Here is a 19,929-nt window from a genome sequence, read left to right as displayed (position 1 = left end):
AAATAATTACATTCGACCGTCATCGCTTAAATCGCGCGATATAAGTTAATGCAAACGTTTGCTGTTCGGGATTCAGAAAAATTAATCGGATAAAGCGGATGTTGCAAAAGCGCACGCGGGAATGCTCATTCCGCGCGCTCAGGCAGGAGAACCGGATTGCGCGGCGCGCGCGACGACACGTCCGCGCTCTCCCGACGGTGCCTGAAAAGACGGCTCGCACACCACTGAAGCGTGCAGCACAACGCAAGATAGACGCCCCCCACCAACAGAAAAATCTGCGCCGGATAGACCATCAACCGGCTATTGACCTGCGTGGCAAGAAACGTAAAGTCCGGCACGCTGACGATGTAAGCAAGCGATGTGTCCTTGACCAGCGTCACCCATTGATTGACAAACGACGGCGCCATCATCCGCAACGCCTGCGGCAACTGCACGTAGCGTAGCGCCTGCCAGCGTGTCATGCCGAGCGATAGCGCCGCCGCCTCTTGCGCCGCGCCGACCGCATCGAGCCCGGCATGAACCGAGTGCGACAGATAGGCGCCGCCGATCAGCACCAGCGCGCACACCACGGCCGCGAGTCCCGGCACGTCGGCATGCAGCAATATCGGCATCAGGAAGAACGTCCAGAAGATCAGCATCAGCACCGGAATCGCGCGAAAAAAGCCGATCACGGCGACCAGCAGCAGATGCACGGCGCCGCGCGTCCACCACAGCAGGATCCCGCCCGCCAATCCGACGCACGCGGACAGCAGCGCCGACACGATCGACATCGCGACCGTCAGTGCCACGCCGCCGAGCGGACCATCGGGAAACGCGCCGAGCAGCAGATACCGGAGCGTCGGCAGCCATTCCTGCAAGCTCATCGTCACTTCCGCCCCCGCTCATCCCTGCCCGCGTGGCGCGCGACTAGCAAGAGCGCTTCGATCAACGCAATCGTCGCGACGTACAGCACCGTCGCGGCGCCGAACGCCTGAAACGTTTTGAACGTTTCGGTATCGACCTGGCGCGACACATACGACAGTTCGGCCAGACCGATCGCCATCGTCAGGGACGAGTTCTTCACGACGTTCATGTACTGCCCCGCCAGCGGTGGCATCGCGATCCGTACCGCCTGCGGCAGAATCACGTGGCGAAAGGTCGACCATGGCGTCAAGCCCAACGCCGCGGCCGCGTGGTACTGGCCGCGCGGCACACCGCGCATGCCCGCCCTGAACTCCTCGCCGATGAACGTCGTGGTATAGCAGGTCAGGCCGATCCAACCGGCAACGAACTCGAAAGACGGCCAGGCGAGCCTGAATCCACCGGCGTGCAGCACATGCGGTGCGTTGAGCCAGTCCATCCACGATGGCGGCAGCAACGTTGCGGCGCCGAAGTACCAGAACAGCAACTGCACGAGCAGCGGCGAATTGCGAAACACGAGTACATAGAGCGCGGCGGTACGCGCGATGCGTTGTCGCCGCGCCTGATGCGCGAGCGCGAGCGCGAAACCCAGCACGGTCGATGCGACCATCACGCCCACGCTTAACGTGAGCGTCGTCGCGAAGCCTTGCAAGATCCACCCGGTGTACTTCGGTTGCAGCCAGCCGTCCATCTATGCCCGTTCTTTCCGTTTGTCTGCCCGCCCGTGGACGTTGCCGCCCCGGTCGACGCGGCACGCGTCCCTAAGCGCGGCACGCGTCCCTCTGATGCGCGCGAGCGCTCAGCTCTTCTGCGGATCGCCGATGCGGAACAGGCGCGGCAACGGCGCACGGCTCGTCGGACCAAACCATTGGTCGTAGATCTTCGCGGCCGTTCCATCCGCCTCGAGCGCCTTCAGGGTTTCATCGACCACGCCGACGAGGCGCGTCTCTCCTTTGGGCGCCCCTACCCCTTCATAGTCGTTCGAGATGGTGAACGGCGGAATTTCGTAGTTGGCTTTGTCGGGCACATTGGCGAGCAACGCGACCAGTTTCGGCCCATCCTGCGTGATCGCCTGGACGTTGCCCGTGCGCAGCGCGGCAAAAGCGAACGGCGTATCGTCGTACGTGACGATCGTCGCGCCCGGGAACTGCGCACGCACCTGCTGCTCGTTCGTGGTGCCTTTCGCGGCGCCCACGCGCAATCCGTTCAGTTGCTGCGGTGACGTCAGCACGCCCTTTTTCGCCAGAAACTGCGTGCCGGAAGCAAAGTACGGCGTGCTGAAGTCGACTTCCTTCTTGCGCTCGTCCGTGATCGTGAAGTTCGCGAAGACGAGGTCGACCTTCCCCGACTTCAGGAACGCGATGCGGTTGGCCGGGTTGGTCGGCTGAATCTCGAGCTTCACGCCGAGACGGTTCGCGACGGCGCGTGCGTAATCGACGTCGAGTCCGACAATCTGATTGCTCTTCGGATCGACGAAGCCGAATGGCGGATTGCTGTCGAATGTCGCGACGCGCAGCACGCCGGCCTTTTTGATGTCGTCGAGCCGGTCAGCCTGGGCGGCACTGGAAACGGCGAGCAGCAGGCCGACGACGATTGCGGCGAATGGGCGGATTTTCATTCTTTTAAGAGTCATGGCAGCGGGTGATAAGCGCCGCGGGGGCACGGCATCGTGCATTCCCGTGGCGGCGAGCCGCGACTTTATCAACGCTGGCGCGCGCGGCGAACGAATAAATCGTCAGGTGCTAAGCGCCACGCGTCATATGCGGACCCGCAGCCAACGCGTTGCGGTGCGCCGCGCGCTCGCGCGGCGACATATGCGCGCTGCTGCTTTCGATGTGAGCTTTTCTTGGTTCTCTCGACGAATCGCTCTGGCCTAGAGTGGTCGATCGGCACACAAGCGCCCCGTCCCATCGCGAGAAAGACCATGTCACACACCTGGCGAAACACGCTTATCCACACGCTCAAACGCGCGCTCGCGGCATGCGCCGCGCTCACGCTGCTGTTCGCCGCCGCGCCCCCGGCGTTTTCCGCGGCCGCAGCAGCGCCCGCGGAACTGAAGCTCGACTATGCGTACTATTCGCCGGAAAGCCTCGTCATCCGACGCAACGGCTGGCTCGAGCAGGAGTTTGCGGCCGATCACACGAAAGTCGAGTGGGTACTGAGCCTCGGCAGCAACCGCGCACTCGAGTATCTGAACAGCGGCGCGATCGACATCGGCTCGACCGCGGGCCTCGCCGCCGTGCTAGGCAAGGCGAACGGCAATCCGATCCGGACTGTCTACATTTTTTCGCGCCCCGAATGGACCGCGCTTGTCGTGCGCAAGGATTCACCCTTGAAGACGGTCGCTGATCTGAAGGGCAAGAAAATCGCCGCGACCAAGGGCACCGATCCTTACCTGTTCACGTTGCGCGCGCTGCACGAAGCCGAACTCTCGCGCAACGATGTCGAGATCGTGAACCTCCAGCATCCGGATGGACGCACCGCGCTGCTCAATGGCCAGGTCGACGCATGGGCCGGACTCGACCCGCACATGGCCGCCGCGCAGATCGACAACGGGGCGCGTCTACTGTACCGCAACGTGGACTTCAATACGTGGGGATTCCTGAATGCCCGTGAAGACTTCATCGCGCACTATCCCGACACTGTCGCGCGCGTCCTGAAAGTTTACGAAAAGGCGCGGCAATGGATCGGCTCGCATCCGGATGAAACGGCGCGCATCGTGGCCGAGGAATCGAAAGTGTCGTTCGAGGTCGCGAAGCTGCAACTAAGCCGCACGGACTTTAGCCAGCCGCAACCGGGTGCGCAGCAAATCGCCGCCCTGAAGGCGGCGGCGCCCGTTCTGGCCCAGGAGCAGCTCGTCAGGTCCGGCACCGACCTGAACCAGGTCATCGATTCGTTGATCGAGGTTCGTCTTGCGCGGCAAGCGATCGCTTCAGCGGATTCGAAATAGGTTCGAGCGATGGCCGCCGAAGACACGCTTACGGATTCGTTCAGGTTCCGTGCACAACCCGCTGCGCGGCCCACCGTGCAAGCGGCCGCTAGCGGCAGCACCCTGCCGGCCGCGAGCGCGCCGGCGTCTGTCACGCGACGCACGAACGCCGCATCGCGACGCATCGCACGCTGGCGTCTCGCGGGACTGCTGCTGCCGTTCGCGCTGCTCGCGGTGGTCGAAGCGCTGGTCCGAACCGGCGTACTGCCCGATCATCTGGTGCCCGCACCCACCGCGATCGTGACGACGCTCGTGCAACTCGGCGCTGCGGGGTTGCTGCGGCACGTCGTCGCGAGCACGCTGCGGGTGTTCGCCGGCTTCGGCTGCGGTGTCGCACTCGCGCTTGTCGCCGGCGCGGCGATGGGACTAAGCCGGCAACTCGATGCGCTGCTCGATCCGAGCTTCCAGGCGCTGCGCGCGATTCCGTCGCTCGCCTGGGTGCCGATCCTGTTGCTCTGGATGGGCATCGACGAAGCGCCGAAGATCACACTCGTCGCAATTGGCGCGTTCTTTCCGGCGCACCTCGCGGTTGTGTCCGGCATCCGCGGCGTGGACCGCAAGCTGATCGAACTTGGCGAGGTCCACCGCTTAAGCCGTGGCGCGTTGTTCGTGCGCATCCTGTTGCCGGCGGCGCTACCGCAGATCTTCACCGGTCTGCGGACCGGCCTGAGTCTCGCGTGGATGTTCATGGTCGCTGCCGAACTGATCGCGGCAACGCGCGGACTCGGTTATCTGTTGAGCGACGGCCGCGAAACCGGTCGCCCCGACATCGTATTCGGCGCGATTCTGCTGCTCGCGCTGCTCGGCAAGCTTACCGACAGCGCGCTGAAAATCGTCGAAGCGCGGCTGCTTGCGTCGCGCGATACCGTCGATCCAGGCACACGTCAATGAGCGCCGCGCAACCGGCTGTTGCAGCGCATCCGTTGCTCGAGGCGGTCATCGAAACGAAGCGTTTCGGCGAACATACGGTGCTCGAAGAAACCCTGTTGCGTATCGCGCATGGCGAGATCGTCAGTCTTGTCGGTCCGAGTGGCAGCGGCAAAAGCACGTTGTTGCGCATCGTCGCCGGGCTCGATCGCGATTTCGCCGGCACGGTCGCGCTCGACGGCGTTGTCCAGCAGGGTCCTTCGGCGCAATTGGGTGTGATCTTTCAGGAGCCGCGCCTGCTGCCGTGGTTGACTGTCGCCGACAACGTCTGCTTCCCGGCACGGGCGCGGGACGGATCCGGCAAGCGTGCCGAACGGCTCCTCGAAGAAGTCGGACTGGCGCGCATCGGTGGGCGATGGCCCAAGCAGTTGTCAGGCGGCATGGCGCAGCGCGTCGCGCTTGCGCGCGGACTCTTTTCCCAACCGCGTCTGCTGCTGCTCGACGAACCCTTCAGCGCGGTCGACGCCATCACACGCATGCGGCTACAAGACCTGTTGCTGTCGATCACGCGTGCGCACGGGATGGCCGCGCTGGTTGTCACGCACGATCTCGATGAAGCGCTGCTCCTGTCCGACCGCGTGCTGCTGATGGCGCCGCCCGACGGCAGCCACGCCGCACGCATCGTGCGCGAAACGACTGTCGATACGCCGCAACCTCGCTTGCGCGACGCGATCGTCGATGGACGGCTGCGCAGCCAACTGTTGGCGGACCTTGCCGCGCTCGCGCCTACGTCGTGTTACGCATATCCAAGTGAAATCTGATTGGTTAGCCACGCGCGTGCGCGACGCTAAGCTTTCCTTTCCACCCCTCCATGCACGGTAGAAACATCAATGGACATCAAACGCGTTATCCGGACGCTCGCTGCCAGCACAGCCTTTGCGTCGCTGCTCGGTTATGGTCTGTCATCCGCGCAGGCCGAGACTGTCAACATCGCTTACCAGTATGGTGCGGATCCGGCAAAACTCGCGCAGGCGAGCGCCGCCTATGAAAAAGCCACCGGCTGGACGATCAACTGGCGCCGCTTCGACACCGGCGCCGATATCGTGGCCGCACTCGCGTCGGGCGATATCCAGATCGGCGACGTCGGCTCCAGTCCGTTCGCGGCCGCGGTGAGCCGCGGCGTGCCGATCGAGGCCGTCGTGCTGAATGCGCTGACCGGTGGCTCCGAGGCACTGGTCGTGCGCAACGGCGCGCACATTGACAAGCCCCAGGATCTGATCGGCAAGACCATCGCCACACCTTACGTGTCGACCAGCCACTACAGCCTGCTCGCCGCGTTGAAGCACTGGGGCATCAAGCCGAGCCAGGTTCGGATCGTCAATCTCGGGCCGACCGAAATTGTCGCCGCATGGACGCGCGGCGATATCGATGCGGCGTATACGTGGGACCCGGCGCTGGGCAAGGCCAAGGAAAGCGGCCACGTGCTCGTCGACTCGACTGAAGTCGGCCAGTGGGGCGCGCCGACCTTCGACCTGTGGGCCGTACGCAAGGACTTCGCGCAAGCGCATCCTGAGTTCGTCGGCAAATTCGTCTCGGTCACGCTGAACGCGATCTCCCATTATCGGCACGACGGCAAAGCGTGGAACGCCGGCTCACAGGAAGTCGCGGCGATTTCGAAGCTGAGCGGCGCCAATGCGTCCGACGTGCCGCAACTGCTCGCGGGGAACGTCTACCCGACAGCAAGCGAACAATCGTCGGCGGATCTGTTAGGCGGCGGCACCGCCAAAGCGATCGCGGCGACGGCGAATTTCCTGCAGGAACAGAAGAAGATCGACCATGTTCTGCCGGACTACAGTGCAGCGGTGACGCCGCGGTTCGTCGCGGCCGCCGCGTCGAAATGAACGCGCTGGTGGCACACCTTGACAGACAGCGGACCCGACATGGCTGAACTGCGTGCGCAACAGGTATCCGTGACCTATCGGACCGCACGCGGGCCGCTCACCGCGCTGCACGATGTGTCGGTCTCGGTGCGCAGCGGCGAGATCGTGGTCGCGCTGGGCGCGTCCGGCTGCGGCAAGAGCACGCTGCTCGCGCTGCTGGCCGGCTTTCAGACGCCGACCGCGGGCCTCGTCACGGTCGACGGCGTACCGGTGTCCGGCCCGGATGCGAAGCGCGGCGTCGTGTTTCAGGACGACGCGTTGATGCCGTGGCTCGACGTGATCGACAACGTCGGCTTCGGGCTGCGCATGCGCGGCGTTGCGCGCGCGGCACGCGAGGCGCGCGCGTCCGAGGTGCTGCGGCTCGTGCGGCTCGCCGGCTTCGAGCGCCATCGGATCGGTGAAATCTCAGGTGGCATGCGTCAGCGCGTCGGACTCGCGCGGGCGCTCGCTGCGGACCCGGCCTTCCTGCTGATGGACGAACCGCTCGGCGCATTGGATGCGCTGACGCGGGAACACATGCAGACGCTGTTGCTCGACGTCTGGCGGGAGACCGGCAAAGGGGTATTCCTGATCACGCACAGCATCGAAGAGGCCGTGCTGCTCGCCACCGAACTGCTGATCCTGTCGCCGAGGCCCGGACGCGTCGTCGCCCGCCATCGGCTCGACTTCGCGCGGCGCTACGCGGCAGGCGAACCGCTGCGCTCGATCCGCACCGATCCGGCCTTTACGGCCATTCATATGGAGCTGCTCGACCAGCTCGTGCGCGAAACCGAGGAGACCGGCGATGTCGACCGCTGAACCTCACCGCACCGGCTCGCTGACGAACAGCGGCACACACGTCGGCATACAAGGCGGCACACGGCCGGACACCGTCGGGCGGCGCTTGTTCCAGCGCATCGATGCCGGACTGGCCGCCACGGTGGTCACCGTCCTCACGCTGCTGGCGGCGTGGTGGCTCGCGAGCCATCTGCACTGGGTGCCGATGGTGCTGCTGCCGGCGCCCGAAACGGTCGCCGGCAAGCTCGTGCAACTGGCTACCGAAGGGTTCGACGACGCGACGCTCGGCCAGCATCTGCTGGCGAGCCTGTCGCGCATCGCGGTCGCGTTCGTGCTCGCGCTGGTTACCGCGATTCCCGCAGGCCTCATCATCGCGACCAACCGCATCGCGCGCGGCGTACTCGATCCGGTCATCGAGTTTTATCGACCGATTCCGCCGCTGGCTTATCTGCCGCTGATGGTGATCTGGTTCGGTATCGGCGAGCTGTCGAAAGTGCTGCTCATCTATCTGACGATTTTCGCGCCGCTGACGATCGCCACCGCGTCCGGCGCGCGCCGGGTCGCGAAGAGCCGGCTGCTTGCGGCCGCCTCGCTTGGTGCAACCCGTTTCAAGCTGTTGCGATATGTGGTGTTGCCCAGCGCACTCCCCGACATCCTGACCGGACTGCGCATTGCGCTCGGCGCCGGCTGGTCGACGCTCGTCGCGGCTGAGCTGATCGCCGCGACGCGCGGCCTGGGCTTCATGGTCTACTCGGCGTCGCGCTTTCTGGTCACGGACGTGGTGATCGCGGGCATTCTTGTGATCGGTGCGATCGCGCTGATACTCGAACTGGGGCTGCGCTGGCTACAGCGCAAACTGACGCCGTGGCACGCGGACGATTGACCGGCGCGCCGATGCGCTAACGCATTACCCCGGGACACGCGGCGACGGCGAAGCGGTTACCCAGCCCTATCGGGCCGCGGCGACCTCTTTGCAAAATCGGTTGCCAACCCGCAGTCTGGCATCTCACGAACCTGCTGGTACGTCGTTCGACGAAATGTGAAGTCCTCCTTCTGCGGCGTCGCACGACATTGAGTACCATCGGTACAGTCTGTGTAACGTCTACCGCACGACAATGCGTTCCATATCGCCCTCCTCTCGTCGTCTTCTGACGTTCTCGGGTCGTACCGCACTGGCGGCGACGCTCGCGCTGCTCTGCGCGATCCTGCTCGGGTTGCACGAGCCTCATTGGGCCGCCTGGACGGTCGTGTCGGTCGGCAACGCCGCACGCGGGGACGGTCTGCTTAAATCGTTTTACCGGGCGATCGGAACGGCGGTTGGCGCGCCGGCTGGCGTCCTCCTCGTTTTCGCCGCGCACGGCAGTGAACCGTGGTTGATCGGCTTGCTGGCGGCATGGCTTGCCGTGTGCGTGTACGCCGGCGTCGCCTCGCGCAATTACCGCGCGTACGCGACGGTACTCGCCGGCTACAGCGCGGTCATCGTTGCTATGTCCGTGTCCGGCGACAGCGGACAACTGTTCGAGATGGGCGCAGACCGCTGCCTGGCCATTCTTATCGGCATCGCCAGCGCACTGCTTGTGCTTCTTTTATCGCGTGACGCACAAAGCGGTCATGCAAACCGACGGCTAAGGGTCGCGATTGCCGCAGCATGCGACTGGTGCGCCGACCGGCTCGCCGGCCTGCCGCGCGCAAAGGCCGGAGACGGCAGCGGTCCGCAAAGGCTGCGTGGACAACTGAACGATATTCTGGCGCTCGACGGCGCGGTGCATAGCGCGGCGGCCGAGTCGCCGGCGCTGTGGACCCGTGCGCGCCCGTTGCATGGCGTCGTGTCGGCGCTAGTCGAACTGCTCGTCGTGTCACGCGGCGTCGAGCGAATTTTTGTGGACAAGGCGCCTGGAACTGACCCGATTGACGGTGCAATCAACATGGCCGTCGCTGACGTCGGAAAGCTGCTGACGTCCATTTCGAGCGCGCTGCGCGGCGCTCTCCCCGGGGAGGGCGACAAGCTCCCGGACTTACGCGCACAGGCGCTGGCACTGCACAGCACGCTCGCGTCCATTCGTGCGGCAAACGTGCTCGAACGCCGGCGCATCGATCTCCTGTCCGCGCTGCTGCACGCAGTGGAAGCGACCCTGCGAACCTATGCCGCTCTGGCTACGGGACAACGCGAGAACGACCCACCTGGCTATCCTGCACCGGTCTACGCGGTCGACCAACGCTACGCGGTCGCCGCAGCGTTGCGCGCCGGTTCGGTGCTACTGCTGGCGGGAGCCATCTGGATCGCCACCGGCTGGGAAAATGGACGCCTGTGCGCCGCATTCACGGCTATTACGATTGCGTTATTCGCCGTTCGCCCCGACCCCCGCCACGCCGGCATTCACTTTCTCGCGTCAGGCGCGGTTGGGGCAAGCGTAGCCTTTCTGTTCTACGTGACGATTGCGCGGCACCTGTCATCGCACACGTTGGGCATCGTACTGATGGAAGGCATCATCGTTTTTCTCGCGATTGTCATCGCGTCCGGGCTTTCAAACAGGTTTTGGGCGTCCGGCTTCTGCATGGCATTCTTCGCCATGTCGGACCCGGCCGCGATCGCTCATTCGAGCGTAGCTGCCGTAAGCGGGCATGTGCTCGGCGTGGTGTCAGGCTGCGCGCTGGCCGTGCTCGCGTTTCATCTTGTTCCGTCGCGCAGACTCGAAAACCGATGGCGCAAACAGAGCCTTAAACAGATGGTCGGCGCAATCAGGACACTGATTCCTTCGCGTGTCGGGCCATACGGTGCGCCAACGCACCACGCGTGGCAAACCCGAAGCATCGATACGCTCATGCGGATTGCTTTGCCCGCCGCTTCTGAAGCGGAAGTGAGCGAATGCATGTCGTGGATCGAAGTCGGGGTGGAACTGCTCAGAATTCAGGATACTTTGCGCGCCGATGGCGAATTGCTTTCACCCGCCGCGAAAAAGACGACCGACGCTTTGCTCGCGGACCTGAGGGATCGCGAACCTCAAACATGGTATCCGCGGCTTATTGCGGCCGATGCTGAACTGCAAGACGAGACGCTGCTGGCCGATCAGACTGTACTCAGCATCCGCGCAAGGGTTCTTGAGCTGGCCTCGCTGTTGAAAAGCATTACCGCCGCCCGCCACGACACCGACCGCGCAGCGCAGCAACCCAGCGAAAGAAGCAAAGCAATGAAAGAAGCCGGCTGGGCGACGTGACAAACCTTGTCCGAAACATTACGGACAGCGAACCTCACGGGTGATCCGGCGCGGTCGGCGCAGCCCCCGTGCCGCCCTGCGCGGCGCCGCCTGCCGGCGCCCCAGCGCCGCCGCGCGCCGCGGCTTGCCGGGCCGCCACGCGCGCTTCGGCTTCCAGAATGTTGGCCGGGTAATTGGTGTTGTCGCCCCAACCTGGACGGTAGCCCGCCTGCTCGACCTGTATCAGGTCCTGAACCACCTCCTCGCGCGTCAATGGGTGGTCGCTTTGCGCATAGGCCCCCAAAGGCCACGCGAGTGTCGCGGCGACAGCGCACAGTAATGACAGCGACGATTTCATGGCAGTCCCTCCAGCGGTTCAACCCTTCTTCGACACATCACACACCGCACAAATTCCATCCTTGCGCGCCTGATCATGGCGAGCACGCGTCGATTATGCGCCCGCACATCATGTGCACCCGCTTCGTCGAGACCGGCTGTACCGAATTCGGTCTGCGTGAAACCGGGCGCCCGCGCGGCGCCAGGATGCGATCGGGCGCGCCGACGCAATGGCGCTTATGATCAGGCAGGCACATCGCGTCGGCTCGCGTCGATGCCGACCGGCGAGACGCCCCCATCGTCGGACCAGCATTTTTCGCACCACCGTCAAGGGCTGAATATGCCGATCTGGAAACAATTCGTCGCGCTGGCGTAGACCGTATTAATTTTGTCACCGTTGCGACAATAAATTTGTCAATCTGCGGTCGTGCGGTGCGTTATCGCCTGAAGAGCCTTGCTGCATAAGGATTCGAGGGAGCGAAATAAAAGTATTACCGGCGAGGCGGCTCGTCGCCGCATCATCCGGCTGCACTGCACTATCATTTCGTGATGCGCAAGCCTGCCGCTGAATCTGGATGGAAGCACATATCGTGGCTGTTGCCGTGATTCGCCGGCCTTTGGCTGCTTTCGTGGCTCGGCACTGCCGGTGGCGGTCGCGGCTTGATTCCCTTTGGCTGGGACATACTGCTTGTCGCGGTCTGGAGTCTTGTCATGCAACCGCGATGCGCTGCGCGCTCCTGAAAGAGCTATCGTGCGCGATGATGGAGCGGATGAACGAGACGAGCTGAGCCTGCGACGCAAAGCCGATGGCGCCGCCGACATCCGCAGGGGCGAGCCATGTAGCCATTCTGGACACGGGACATCACGACCGATAGCCCCGAGCAAGACAACACATATCAGGCGGACCCGGTGAGCCACGTACGGGTCACGTCGCTGCTGCCTCCCACAGCGGCGCACACCCCAAGCACGATTCTTGTGTATGCGGGACTCTGATACTGCCATCAGCTCATGTTATTCGGCGTGATCCTGCAGCGACTCCTACTGCGGAACCTGTTTCCGGCCGGAAAACGGCTGACCGTGATAGGGCGATTTCGATTTCTTCATATCCCCATCTTACGCGACCGCCTCATCAACATGACAACGCCCGCAATACATTCACGTGTCGTTTATCGCCTCTCTACAGTGCGTCGCCGGACGGGTTCTATGATCTTAGTGACATCGAACAGGGGCAGACAAACGTACGTTTTCAGGCAAGCCTGCGTCGATGGTTTGTCGTCTCAGCCCCACTTACAGGGCTCTGAAACGCCCAGATGTTTCCGCTCGTCAGGCTTCCCAGGAAGGCGGTCCGCCGGTTGGCACCACCGAATGCAAGGCTCGATACATTACCGAGTGGGGCATTCCCGGGAGGTCCCTGCATGTCTTCCCATGTCAGGGTGCCGGAGAGAATTCCGGTTGCGACCCGTTCAGCATGGCGCTCATCCGGCTCATCAATCACGACCTGAAGCTCCCCGTCTGGACGGATTACAAGTAGCCGGTTGCTGGCGATGCACGTCACCCACAGTCCACCCCATTCATCAAACGTCAAGCCGTCGGGCAGGTCTGCGCCGCCAAGCTGTACGACCGTCTCCTGCCGACCAAGCTTCCCATCAGGCGCCAGGCGAAGCCGGCTCACGCGCTGTGCGTACGTCTCATTGACGTACACCCACTGCCCGTCGGGAGAAAACGCTATCTCGTTGGTGTACCCAAGGCCATCGGCAACGATCCGCGCCCCACGGTCGTCCATGTAGCCGATAAAACCATCGGCCACCGTCTTGTTCCAGGCAAGGCTGCGCGGCGTTTTGCGAGTGCTGACCGTGAACCAGATACCGCCGTTATTCTCGACCGACACGTAGTTGGTCGGAGGAAGCGCCACGCCGTCCACGGCCTCGATGACGGGAGCAACATTTCCTTCGCGATCAATCGAGAACACGCCACCATCCGTGACACCCAGATGCGCAAACAGGACCTTGCCGTCTGTAGTGACAGCGATTCCGTTCGGCAGGAATCGGCGGTCGCTCTTTATCATCACGTGCCTGACAGAGCCGTCGACCGCCACGACCGAATATCCTCCACTAGCGTGACCTGTCACCAGCTCCCCGTCTGCCAGCGCAAGGACGCACTCGGGTCGGCTGACTCCAACGCCTACGGATGTCAGGTCAGACAACCTTAGCCTAAAGTCATGGGGCACAGGATATTGCACTGTATTCATTTCATTGCGTCCGGGTAAGGGTTAACAAAGCAACTGCTCGCGCAAGCTGACAACTACTGCGCACGGATGGGTCAGGATTCCGCGCAAATCAGTGGTAGTTGCACGCGCCGAAGAAGCGACTCCCCGCCGACGCGCGCTCAAGGCCATCGACAAACGCGCTAGCATCCTGCTCCGACATGACGCCGATTTTCGGCAGCGTGATGCGCAACGTAGGAAGGTGCGACGCCCTGAAATTGACCCGGCCGACGTCGGGCCGCCACGAAGGCATGCGACCAGTCGAGATCGAAGCCGCCGTCGACAAGCAGCCGTGGCATCAGGCGCATGACTGTTGGGTGCACGAGCATCGCCGAGAGCAGCTTGCGGTTCGTCCCGACCCCACAGTCGGATTCATCCGTTAGGTACGAGAGCGAGGAGAACTCGCCGTCAAACACGACGAGCCTGCCGCCGGGCCGCAACAGGCGCCGGCCTTGTGCGAGCACCGTGGCAGGGTCCACGACGTGGATCACGAGCGTATGCATGATGAGGACGTCAAAGCCTCCCTCCGGCAAACCGGGCTTGCACGCATCTCCGGTGCGGAAGTCGATGCGGTCCTCCACCCCCTCGCTGCGTGCAAGTTGTCGCCCCATGTCGATCAGAGTACCGCTGATGTCGAGTGCGGTGATCGACCCTTTGAATCCGGGGTGCTTCGCAAGCGCGCGGGCCACGATACCGGTGCCGCATCCGAGATCGAGAATCGACTCGTTTCCGCTCAACTCGAGCATATCGAGATACCCAGCGATCGAGTCGATCAAGAATAAATGCCTGGCGCGTCCCTCCAGGCGGGCCGCGATCGCCTCCAGTGTTTCTTCGTCGAGCTGGAAGGTCCCGCCGTAGGGATCGGCACCCGTGAACTGAGTCTGGTCAACCATGCTAACTCCCGAGTGATGGATAGGGGGATGAACAATGGGTGGCATAGCGGAGTGCGATATTTTTCGCGCTCCGGAGCTGCGCCTCGTACACCGGCTTATGAGCACCTTCCCTGACATGAGTCTCAATGTCTATGGGACCCGGCACGCGCGCCAGGTGCTTATCGAAGATATGTCCGGCGACGCGTGCGACCACATGCGGCGAGGCGTCCAGACGAATCTGCACCTGAACCAAGGTGACCGGAATCGTCATGACGCTGGTCACGACATTGCCGACTATGACCGCAAGAATGCCTTCCTGTCCGACGACCGCATCAAGCACGGGCGAGCCTGAATAGGCCATATTGGGGAAAGCGCAAACCAGTGCTACCAGAGCGCTTTCAGCAAGGCCGCGGAGCAACGTCGAGATCAGACAGGGAATGTTCTCGATCACAGATGACGACGTTTTCAGGACGCCGTTTAGCAACGCAAGCGGTAACGCGAACCGCACGACAAAGTCGGCGAAAACGGGGGCGGACGTTTTAGGGACAGTGCAGTATTTGACAGCGAGCAATCCGATGGCGACGACAAAAACGACGGGAAGTAGTGCGGATAGTACGGTCTGAGCCATGGTTGCACGGGGAAGAGACGGTCAAAGGCAGCAGCATTTCGTCCCCAGCATAACTCGAAAATTATCTCGAATGTTATGATATAACACGATGTGATGTTATTAATAGCGGTAATCAAATCGCAATGCATCCCTATGTATGTGTTTTGTTATCCTGATTATTTGTTGATTGGGTATTATTTAAAACTAGCTGCGTTTCGTTTAATAGAGCTGCCCTTCGCTTTTATAAAGCACGTCCGTCTATAGTGTTAGTGTGTACACGCTCGCGATTCTAATGACATGATTTCTCCACTCATGTCATAACGGACAAATATCTAATCGGGCTTCTTCGACGCTGTCTTCGATCAATAACCTCCAGGCCAAGCTCGGTACCGCGCAAGCCCGCTTCACGGCGATTTCGCGGTCGCAGCAGAACGAATTGACCGACTTGGCGAGCGCGCAATCGCAAATCACGGACGCTGACTTCGCACAGGAAACGGCAAACCTGGGCAAGGTGCAAGTGCTGGAGCAATCAGGTACAGCGGTGCTCGCACAAGCGAACGCGCGGCCGCAGCAAATGCTGAAGCTTCTCCAGTAAGTACAGCCCAAGCGGTAGGAGACGAAAGTACGCTACCGGTTTTGCAGAAGGCCGAAACAACATGGTCAAGAACAAACGAGCGTATGGATCTAGCGCCGCGAACCCTAGTTCCTAAAAGTCGAACACAAATATTATTGCTACAACATAACATACTGTGAAAGATCTGCCGACTGCCATATTTCTTCGATGTGCTCGCGCAAAACTGCGCCGGTATCTCGTCGCGCGGTCTTCTCACGTGTTTTCCGTTCACAGCGACATACACGCGGAGTAAGTGAGGCGCGTGGTCCGCTCCGAGTTGTCGCCGCTCTGACTATTAAGTAAGCCGCAGTCCGAGCCTTAACGTCCACCAGTTCATATTTGGTCAAGGAGAAAAAATGCGTACAGCCACGCTCAAGCGTCTTGATGGCACGAGTGTCGATCCTGCAGTGATCGTCGCCTTTCGTAAGCAGTTCAAAGGGAAATCCCTCATGTCAGGCGACGAAGGCTACGAGAAAGCTCGCGCCATCTGGAACGCGAACATAGACAAGCGACCGGGATTGATCGCGTGTTGCACAAGCGTAGCCGACGTCATCGACTCAGTGAAGTTCGCCCGGGAGAACGACCTGCTCGTCGCGGTAAAAAGCGGTGGTCACAATGTCGCGGGCCGGTCCCTGTGCGACGATGGCATCGTGATCGATCTGTCGGCAATGAACCGCGTGTCGGTGAACCCGACAGCACGCACGGTCGATGTACAGGGCGGTGCGCTACTCGCCGACCTGGACCGGGAGACGCATCCGTATGGCCTCGCCGTACCGTCTGGCGTCGTGTCCGCGACGGGCATCGCCGGGTTGACGCTGGGTGGCGGCGTGGGCTGGCTCGTACGCAGATACGGTATGACAATCGACAATCTGCTGTCGTGTGAAGTCGTGACCGCGAACGGAGAATTCCTCACAGCGAGCGCCGATACGAACGCAGATCTGTTTTGGGGGTTGCGCGGGGGGGGTGGCAACTTTGGCATCGTGACATCGTTCACGTTCCGGGCACACCCGGTGAAGACGGTACTGGGTGGGGTTCTTTTGTATCCGCGCGCCGATGCGCGTTCGGTATTGCGTCACTATCGTGACTTCATGACAACCGCCCCCGAAGAATTGACCGCATACGCGGTCCTGATGTCGACCCCGGAAGGCGTGCCTGCGGTCGGGCTCCTTGTCTGCTACTGCTCCGACGTGTCCGAAGGGGAGCGTGTACTCGCGCCGTTGCGTCAATTTGGCACACCAATGCAGGATGCGATAGAGCCGATGCCATTCCCGGTAATGCAATCGCTGCTCGAGCAGTCCCCGCCGGACGTGTCGCATGCCTATTGGAAATCGACATTCGTCAAGGCGCTCGGCGACGACACGATCGATCTGTTAATCGAACATATGGAACGCTCCAGGTCGCCATTGACGGCAACCGTGGTCGAGTACTATGCCGGCGCGCCAACGCGTATCGATCGTGCCGACACCGCATTTTCCCAGCGTGCCCCGCTGTACAACATCAACATCGCTACAAAGTGGCGCGATCCCGCTGAGAGCGACCAGCACATTGGCTGGACGAGAGCGTTATTCGATGCGCTGCGGCCGCACTCGAACGGCGGATACCTGCCAAATTTCTTCAGCGACGAAGTGCCCGATCAAAGCAGAATTGCTTACGGCAGCAACTATGCACGACTGGCCGAACTGAAGGCGAAGTATGACCCGACGAATTTCTTCAGCCTCAATCAGAACGTAAAGCCGACGCAGACTTGACCCACGCTCCCCAGGATAAATTCGTGGCCTTTGAGCACGAAGTACCGGAGAAAATCGTGTCCGCATACAAAGCAAGGTTCGCGGAATTGAGGAAGCGGTCCAATGACGAGTTGCTCGATGCATTTGATGCGCGGCTCGCCGAAGAGCTTGGTGCAATGCTCGTTCTGGATGGCATAGCATCGCAAGGATAAACTGCTAACCGGAATGAATTGTGATGCTTTAGCTATTTGCAGTTCCTCATTCGTACAGGCTGAGCGATTTTCAGCACCGGGGCAAGCGACATCGAACAGCACTTCCGCGACCTGTGCATACGCCGGTAAAACAAGTGTCCCTGATGGATCTTTGGCCTTTGCCGCCGTGCCGCTTGCCGATCTCATTCGAAGTTCGATCGCATTCGGCCACTATGGTGGCCCGAGGCATTGCTAATCAGGACGATCGTGAATGACAGGCCGCTATACGCTCACCTCGCTCGCTCATCATTACGGTGTCCACCGCTCGAGTATCAAACGTGCTGTCTACCGCGCCGACTAGGCGGTGCAGCCGCGGCTGCTCAGCAACTGACACACCGCGTTTCGCATAAGCGAGGGGCGCGTAACGCTCGCCCCTTGCCCAAGGCTGAACACATCTTGCCAGTGGCCGTCAAGTTCAGCAATGCAGGTCATCAAATGGGCGCTTATCGGTAATCCACGCGTGTCTTCTATCTGCGTCAATGCATCCCCGCGCAGACCAGGCGCAGATTGCTATGCGGTATTTTTCGCAAACCGATCTTTCATGCCAGACAGAATTCGTGGATGAATGGAATAAGCCAAATAGGCTGTTTGTTCTGTAAAAGCCACAACCGGAGCGGCCGATGCGATCGAGTGAATTACGGTGCTGTAAGAGAGGGAACGTAACTCTAAGTGTCTTTTTCAAAGAAAGTGTATATATCGGCCACATATGCGAGCAATCCGATACGTATGAAGTAACAGCGGCAGTAAAAAAAGAAATAGACAATAAAAACATTCAAGGGTATGGAAAATATTCTGTCAATATTGTTAGTAAACCGAAGAAGTTAGGGAGCGATGTTGGGCCAACTGGCGATCGCTCCTGGAGTAACGTCGTCAGTATCACGGGCGGGGCATATCAGACAAGGTGGTCAGCCGATTCTTCAGGCCAGAGTACAAAGTCGTCACGAATTCGCGCGCAGTGGGAGCGAATCGAAGGCGTCGGCCTACGGTGCACTTGGGTCGAGGGTCCGGACACAGACCGGGATGGAATTGATCTTTCCGCGTGAGCGGGAATAGTTGGACAAGCCCCCCTTCGAGTACAAAGGGTCCGAAAGACGCGCGGAGGCCCTCCAGAACCGATCGGAATCAAAGTGCCCCGGGCAAAGAAGAGCTTCGTGCTTCTGCCCCGCCGCCGGGTGGTCGAGCGCAGCTTCGGCCGGCTTAGCCGTCAGGCGATTTGCACGCGATTACAAGCGCTTGCCCGAAACCCTCGCAGGCCTGCACCTATTTCAAAGTAACACGTGTTCAGTATTTTTCGAAATTTTCACAGAAATGAAGGGACATAAATGCAAGTGTTCGTCGCCATTCGAATCTCAGTTTTATTGAGCGTCACCTTGACGTCGATGCTGGTGAGTAAGGCATTCGCCGATACTTCTGCAACCGCAGCCACGTCGACAGTAATTATCGATTACCACGTTAAGCCGGAAAACCGCGTGGCACTTAAAAATTACATGAGGAGGACTGGCCTGGCGCGTTTCGAGGCAATGAGGAGACACGGCGCCATTGCTGACTATCATATCCTGTTTAACCGCTATGTTGATTCGGATAATTGGGACATGATGGCCATCATCAGTTTCTCGACCAACGCACAACTATCCAGCTGGCGCGGAACAGAAGAAACCGCTCCCGCTGGATTGAGTGTCATCGCCCTGAGAATAATCAGCAGCATCCATAGTGCGCCTGCGGATCTAGTTCGCTCCGAAGAGGGTTCGCCTGGATCGGGAGCTCGAAAACCTGTCTATTTGGTCATCCCTTATAGCTTTCGCCCGTCTGAAACAGAGTACGCGAAATATTTCGACACATACGTGGCGCCTGAAATTGACGGTTGGATCAAGGCGGGCATCGTAGACCGCTACGCCTTGTATACAGCTCGGTACGGCGCAGCGCGGCCGTGGCGGTCGATGATCATTTACCAATACCACGGCGATGAAGGACTTAGTCGCCGGAGTGAAGCGATTGCGGCCGTACGCGCTGAATTGCAAAGAAATCCGCAATGGAAAGCCGCATCTGAAAGCAAGCAGAGCATCCGTGAGGAACTGCAGGCAGTGGTGGCCGACGAACTGAGCGGGCGTTGACATCATATCAACCAAGTCCAGTGACCTCGCTGACCAGCCGGTTCCGCGCTTTCGCGATGGTCAACTTCTGTTACGTGGTGGTAGAGATGAGTACGAGCCGGTCAGCCAGGAGCGGGGGATTACCATCGCTACCTGGTGTGTTCGCTGCCCACGCAGCGTGCATACGAAGCAAAGTCGCTGGCAAAGCGTTCCATCAGACCAACCTCCAGCAGGATGACCGTTGCCAGAGTCTGACCGATGCCCGGAACCGTCGCCATCACGGATCTGCAGTTGGGATTATTGTGGACTGCCAGTCATGCCTGTCCCGTGATGATCTGACGAGGGATTTCGCCACACAAGCGCCGTGAGGGTTGTTTTGCGCGGTTTCGCAAGAGCAATGCTGGATGAAGACTGACGGTCGGCCGGCAACGATAATCACATGTTGACGAAATTAGGCTGTATGCGACGCGTGGGTTCATGATTGCATCACGATGCGTGACCGA

At 61.0% G+C, this 19,929-nt stretch carries 17 protein-coding genes and 3 pseudogenes; 11 read left to right on the top strand and 9 right to left on the bottom strand.

Translation table 11 applies throughout. The features are described from left to right. Window positions 1-125 precede the first annotated feature (125 nt). The 3 genes from HV796_RS06990 to HV796_RS06980 form a co-directional block, all read right to left on the bottom strand. A complete protein-coding gene (locus HV796_RS06990) occupies window positions 126-863 on the bottom strand; it encodes an amino acid ABC transporter permease (protein WP_175225733.1) in 738 nt (245 codons plus the stop codon). Window positions 864-865: 2 nt separating this feature from the next. After that, the gene (locus tag HV796_RS06985; RefSeq protein WP_175225732.1) at window positions 866-1,591 is read right to left on the bottom strand and encodes an amino acid ABC transporter permease; all 726 of its coding nucleotides are present in this window, start codon (window positions 1,589-1,591) and stop codon (window positions 866-868) included. A 108-nt stretch (window positions 1,592-1,699) separates the two neighbouring features. Beyond that, complete coding sequence (locus tag HV796_RS06980; protein ID WP_175225731.1) at window positions 1,700-2,518, bottom strand: ABC transporter substrate-binding protein; 819 nt, start codon at window positions 2,516-2,518, stop codon at window positions 1,700-1,702. Between the two features lie 306 nt (window positions 2,519-2,824). Here HV796_RS06980 and HV796_RS06975 point away from each other — a divergent pair, with 306 nt between their 5' ends. The 7 genes from HV796_RS06975 to HV796_RS06945 all read left to right on the top strand — a co-directional run bounded on the left by HV796_RS06975 (window position 2,825) and on the right by HV796_RS06945 (window position 10,688). Continuing rightward, window positions 2,825-3,850 carry an aliphatic sulfonate ABC transporter substrate-binding protein gene (locus tag HV796_RS06975; RefSeq protein ID WP_175225730.1) on the top strand — a complete coding sequence of 342 codons (1,026 nt, stop codon included), beginning with the start codon at window positions 2,825-2,827 and terminating at the stop codon, window positions 3,848-3,850. A gap of 9 nt (window positions 3,851-3,859) precedes the next feature. Continuing rightward, window positions 3,860-4,780, top strand: coding sequence for an ABC transporter permease (locus HV796_RS06970; RefSeq protein ID WP_175225729.1), 921 nt, complete (start codon window positions 3,860-3,862; stop codon window positions 4,778-4,780). Next, window positions 4,777-5,577, top strand: coding sequence for an ABC transporter ATP-binding protein (locus tag HV796_RS06965; RefSeq protein ID WP_175225728.1), 801 nt, complete (start codon window positions 4,777-4,779; stop codon window positions 5,575-5,577). The genes HV796_RS06970 and HV796_RS06965 overlap by 4 nt, the downstream gene beginning before the upstream one ends. Window positions 5,578-5,646: 69 nt before the next feature. Next, window positions 5,647-6,657 (top strand): taurine ABC transporter substrate-binding protein, encoded by a 1,011-nt coding sequence (gene tauA / locus HV796_RS06960; protein WP_175225727.1) that lies wholly within the window; start codon window positions 5,647-5,649, stop codon window positions 6,655-6,657. A 39-nt stretch (window positions 6,658-6,696) separates the two neighbouring features. Further along, window positions 6,697-7,494, top strand: a complete 798-nt coding sequence (locus tag HV796_RS06955) for a taurine ABC transporter ATP-binding protein (protein WP_175225726.1) — start codon at window positions 6,697-6,699, stop codon at window positions 7,492-7,494. Further along, window positions 7,481-8,356: an ABC transporter permease subunit gene (locus tag HV796_RS06950; protein WP_175225725.1), complete on the top strand. Its 876-nt coding sequence runs from the start codon at window positions 7,481-7,483 to the stop codon at window positions 8,354-8,356. Before HV796_RS06955 ends, HV796_RS06950 begins: the two co-directional genes overlap by 14 nt. A gap of 232 nt (window positions 8,357-8,588) precedes the next feature. Continuing rightward, window positions 8,589-10,688, top strand: a complete 2,100-nt coding sequence (locus HV796_RS06945) for an FUSC family protein (RefSeq protein WP_175225724.1) — start codon at window positions 8,589-8,591, stop codon at window positions 10,686-10,688. 34 nt (window positions 10,689-10,722) lie between these two features. Here the strand turns inward: HV796_RS06945 and HV796_RS06940 are convergent, their stop codons facing one another. From HV796_RS06940 to HV796_RS06925, 4 genes are all read right to left on the bottom strand, one after another. Continuing rightward, window positions 10,723-11,025 carry a DUF4148 domain-containing protein gene (locus HV796_RS06940; protein ID WP_175225723.1) on the bottom strand — a complete coding sequence of 101 codons (303 nt, stop codon included), beginning with the start codon at window positions 11,023-11,025 and terminating at the stop codon, window positions 10,723-10,725. 1,224 nt (window positions 11,026-12,249) lie between these two features. Continuing rightward, complete coding sequence (locus tag HV796_RS06935) at window positions 12,250-13,098, bottom strand: SMP-30/gluconolactonase/LRE family protein (RefSeq protein ID WP_246355726.1); 849 nt, start codon at window positions 13,096-13,098, stop codon at window positions 12,250-12,252. A 311-nt stretch (window positions 13,099-13,409) separates the two neighbouring features. Continuing rightward, window positions 13,410-14,159: a class I SAM-dependent methyltransferase gene (locus HV796_RS06930; RefSeq protein ID WP_175225722.1), complete on the bottom strand. Its 750-nt coding sequence runs from the start codon at window positions 14,157-14,159 to the stop codon at window positions 13,410-13,412. Window position 14,160: 1 nt separating this feature from the next. Beyond that, window positions 14,161-14,766 (bottom strand): AEC family transporter, encoded by a 606-nt coding sequence (locus HV796_RS06925; RefSeq protein ID WP_175225721.1) that lies wholly within the window; start codon window positions 14,764-14,766, stop codon window positions 14,161-14,163. A gap of 337 nt (window positions 14,767-15,103) precedes the next feature. Here HV796_RS06925 and HV796_RS06920 point away from each other — a divergent pair. Further along, window positions 15,104-15,340: pseudogene (locus HV796_RS06920) on the top strand (flagellin); the annotation flags it as partial. A 374-nt stretch (window positions 15,341-15,714) separates the two neighbouring features. Continuing rightward, window positions 15,715-17,106, top strand: a complete 1,392-nt coding sequence (locus HV796_RS06915) for an FAD-binding oxidoreductase (protein ID WP_175225720.1) — start codon at window positions 15,715-15,717, stop codon at window positions 17,104-17,106. On the opposite strand, the gene HV796_RS06910 is transcribed toward HV796_RS06915, so the two are convergent. After that, window positions 17,079-17,483, bottom strand: a complete 405-nt coding sequence (locus tag HV796_RS06910) for a hypothetical protein (protein WP_175225719.1) — start codon at window positions 17,481-17,483, stop codon at window positions 17,079-17,081. The two genes, HV796_RS06915 and HV796_RS06910, sit on opposite strands and share 28 nt — an antisense overlap. Before the next feature lie 974 nt (window positions 17,484-18,457). On the opposite strand from HV796_RS06910, the pseudogene HV796_RS44035 reads away from it, so the two are divergent. Both HV796_RS44035 and HV796_RS06900 read left to right on the top strand, forming a co-directional pair. Next, window positions 18,458-18,698 (top strand): annotated as a pseudogene (locus HV796_RS44035) (hypothetical protein); the annotation flags it as partial. Beyond that, complete coding sequence (locus HV796_RS06900) at window positions 18,659-19,447, top strand: hypothetical protein (RefSeq protein WP_175225718.1); 789 nt, start codon at window positions 18,659-18,661, stop codon at window positions 19,445-19,447. The pseudogene HV796_RS44035 and the gene HV796_RS06900, both read left to right, overlap by 40 nt. Before the next feature lie 134 nt (window positions 19,448-19,581). On the opposite strand, the pseudogene HV796_RS06895 reads toward HV796_RS06900, so the two are convergent. Next, window positions 19,582-19,710: pseudogene (locus tag HV796_RS06895) on the bottom strand (transposase); the annotation flags it as partial. Between the last annotated feature and the right edge of the window lie 219 nt (window positions 19,711-19,929).

The organism is Paraburkholderia humisilvae (assembly GCF_902859855.1).
Lineage (GTDB): Bacteria > Pseudomonadota > Gammaproteobacteria > Burkholderiales > Burkholderiaceae > Paraburkholderia > Paraburkholderia humisilvae.
This window is presented reverse-complemented; position numbering and strand designations above follow the sequence as displayed.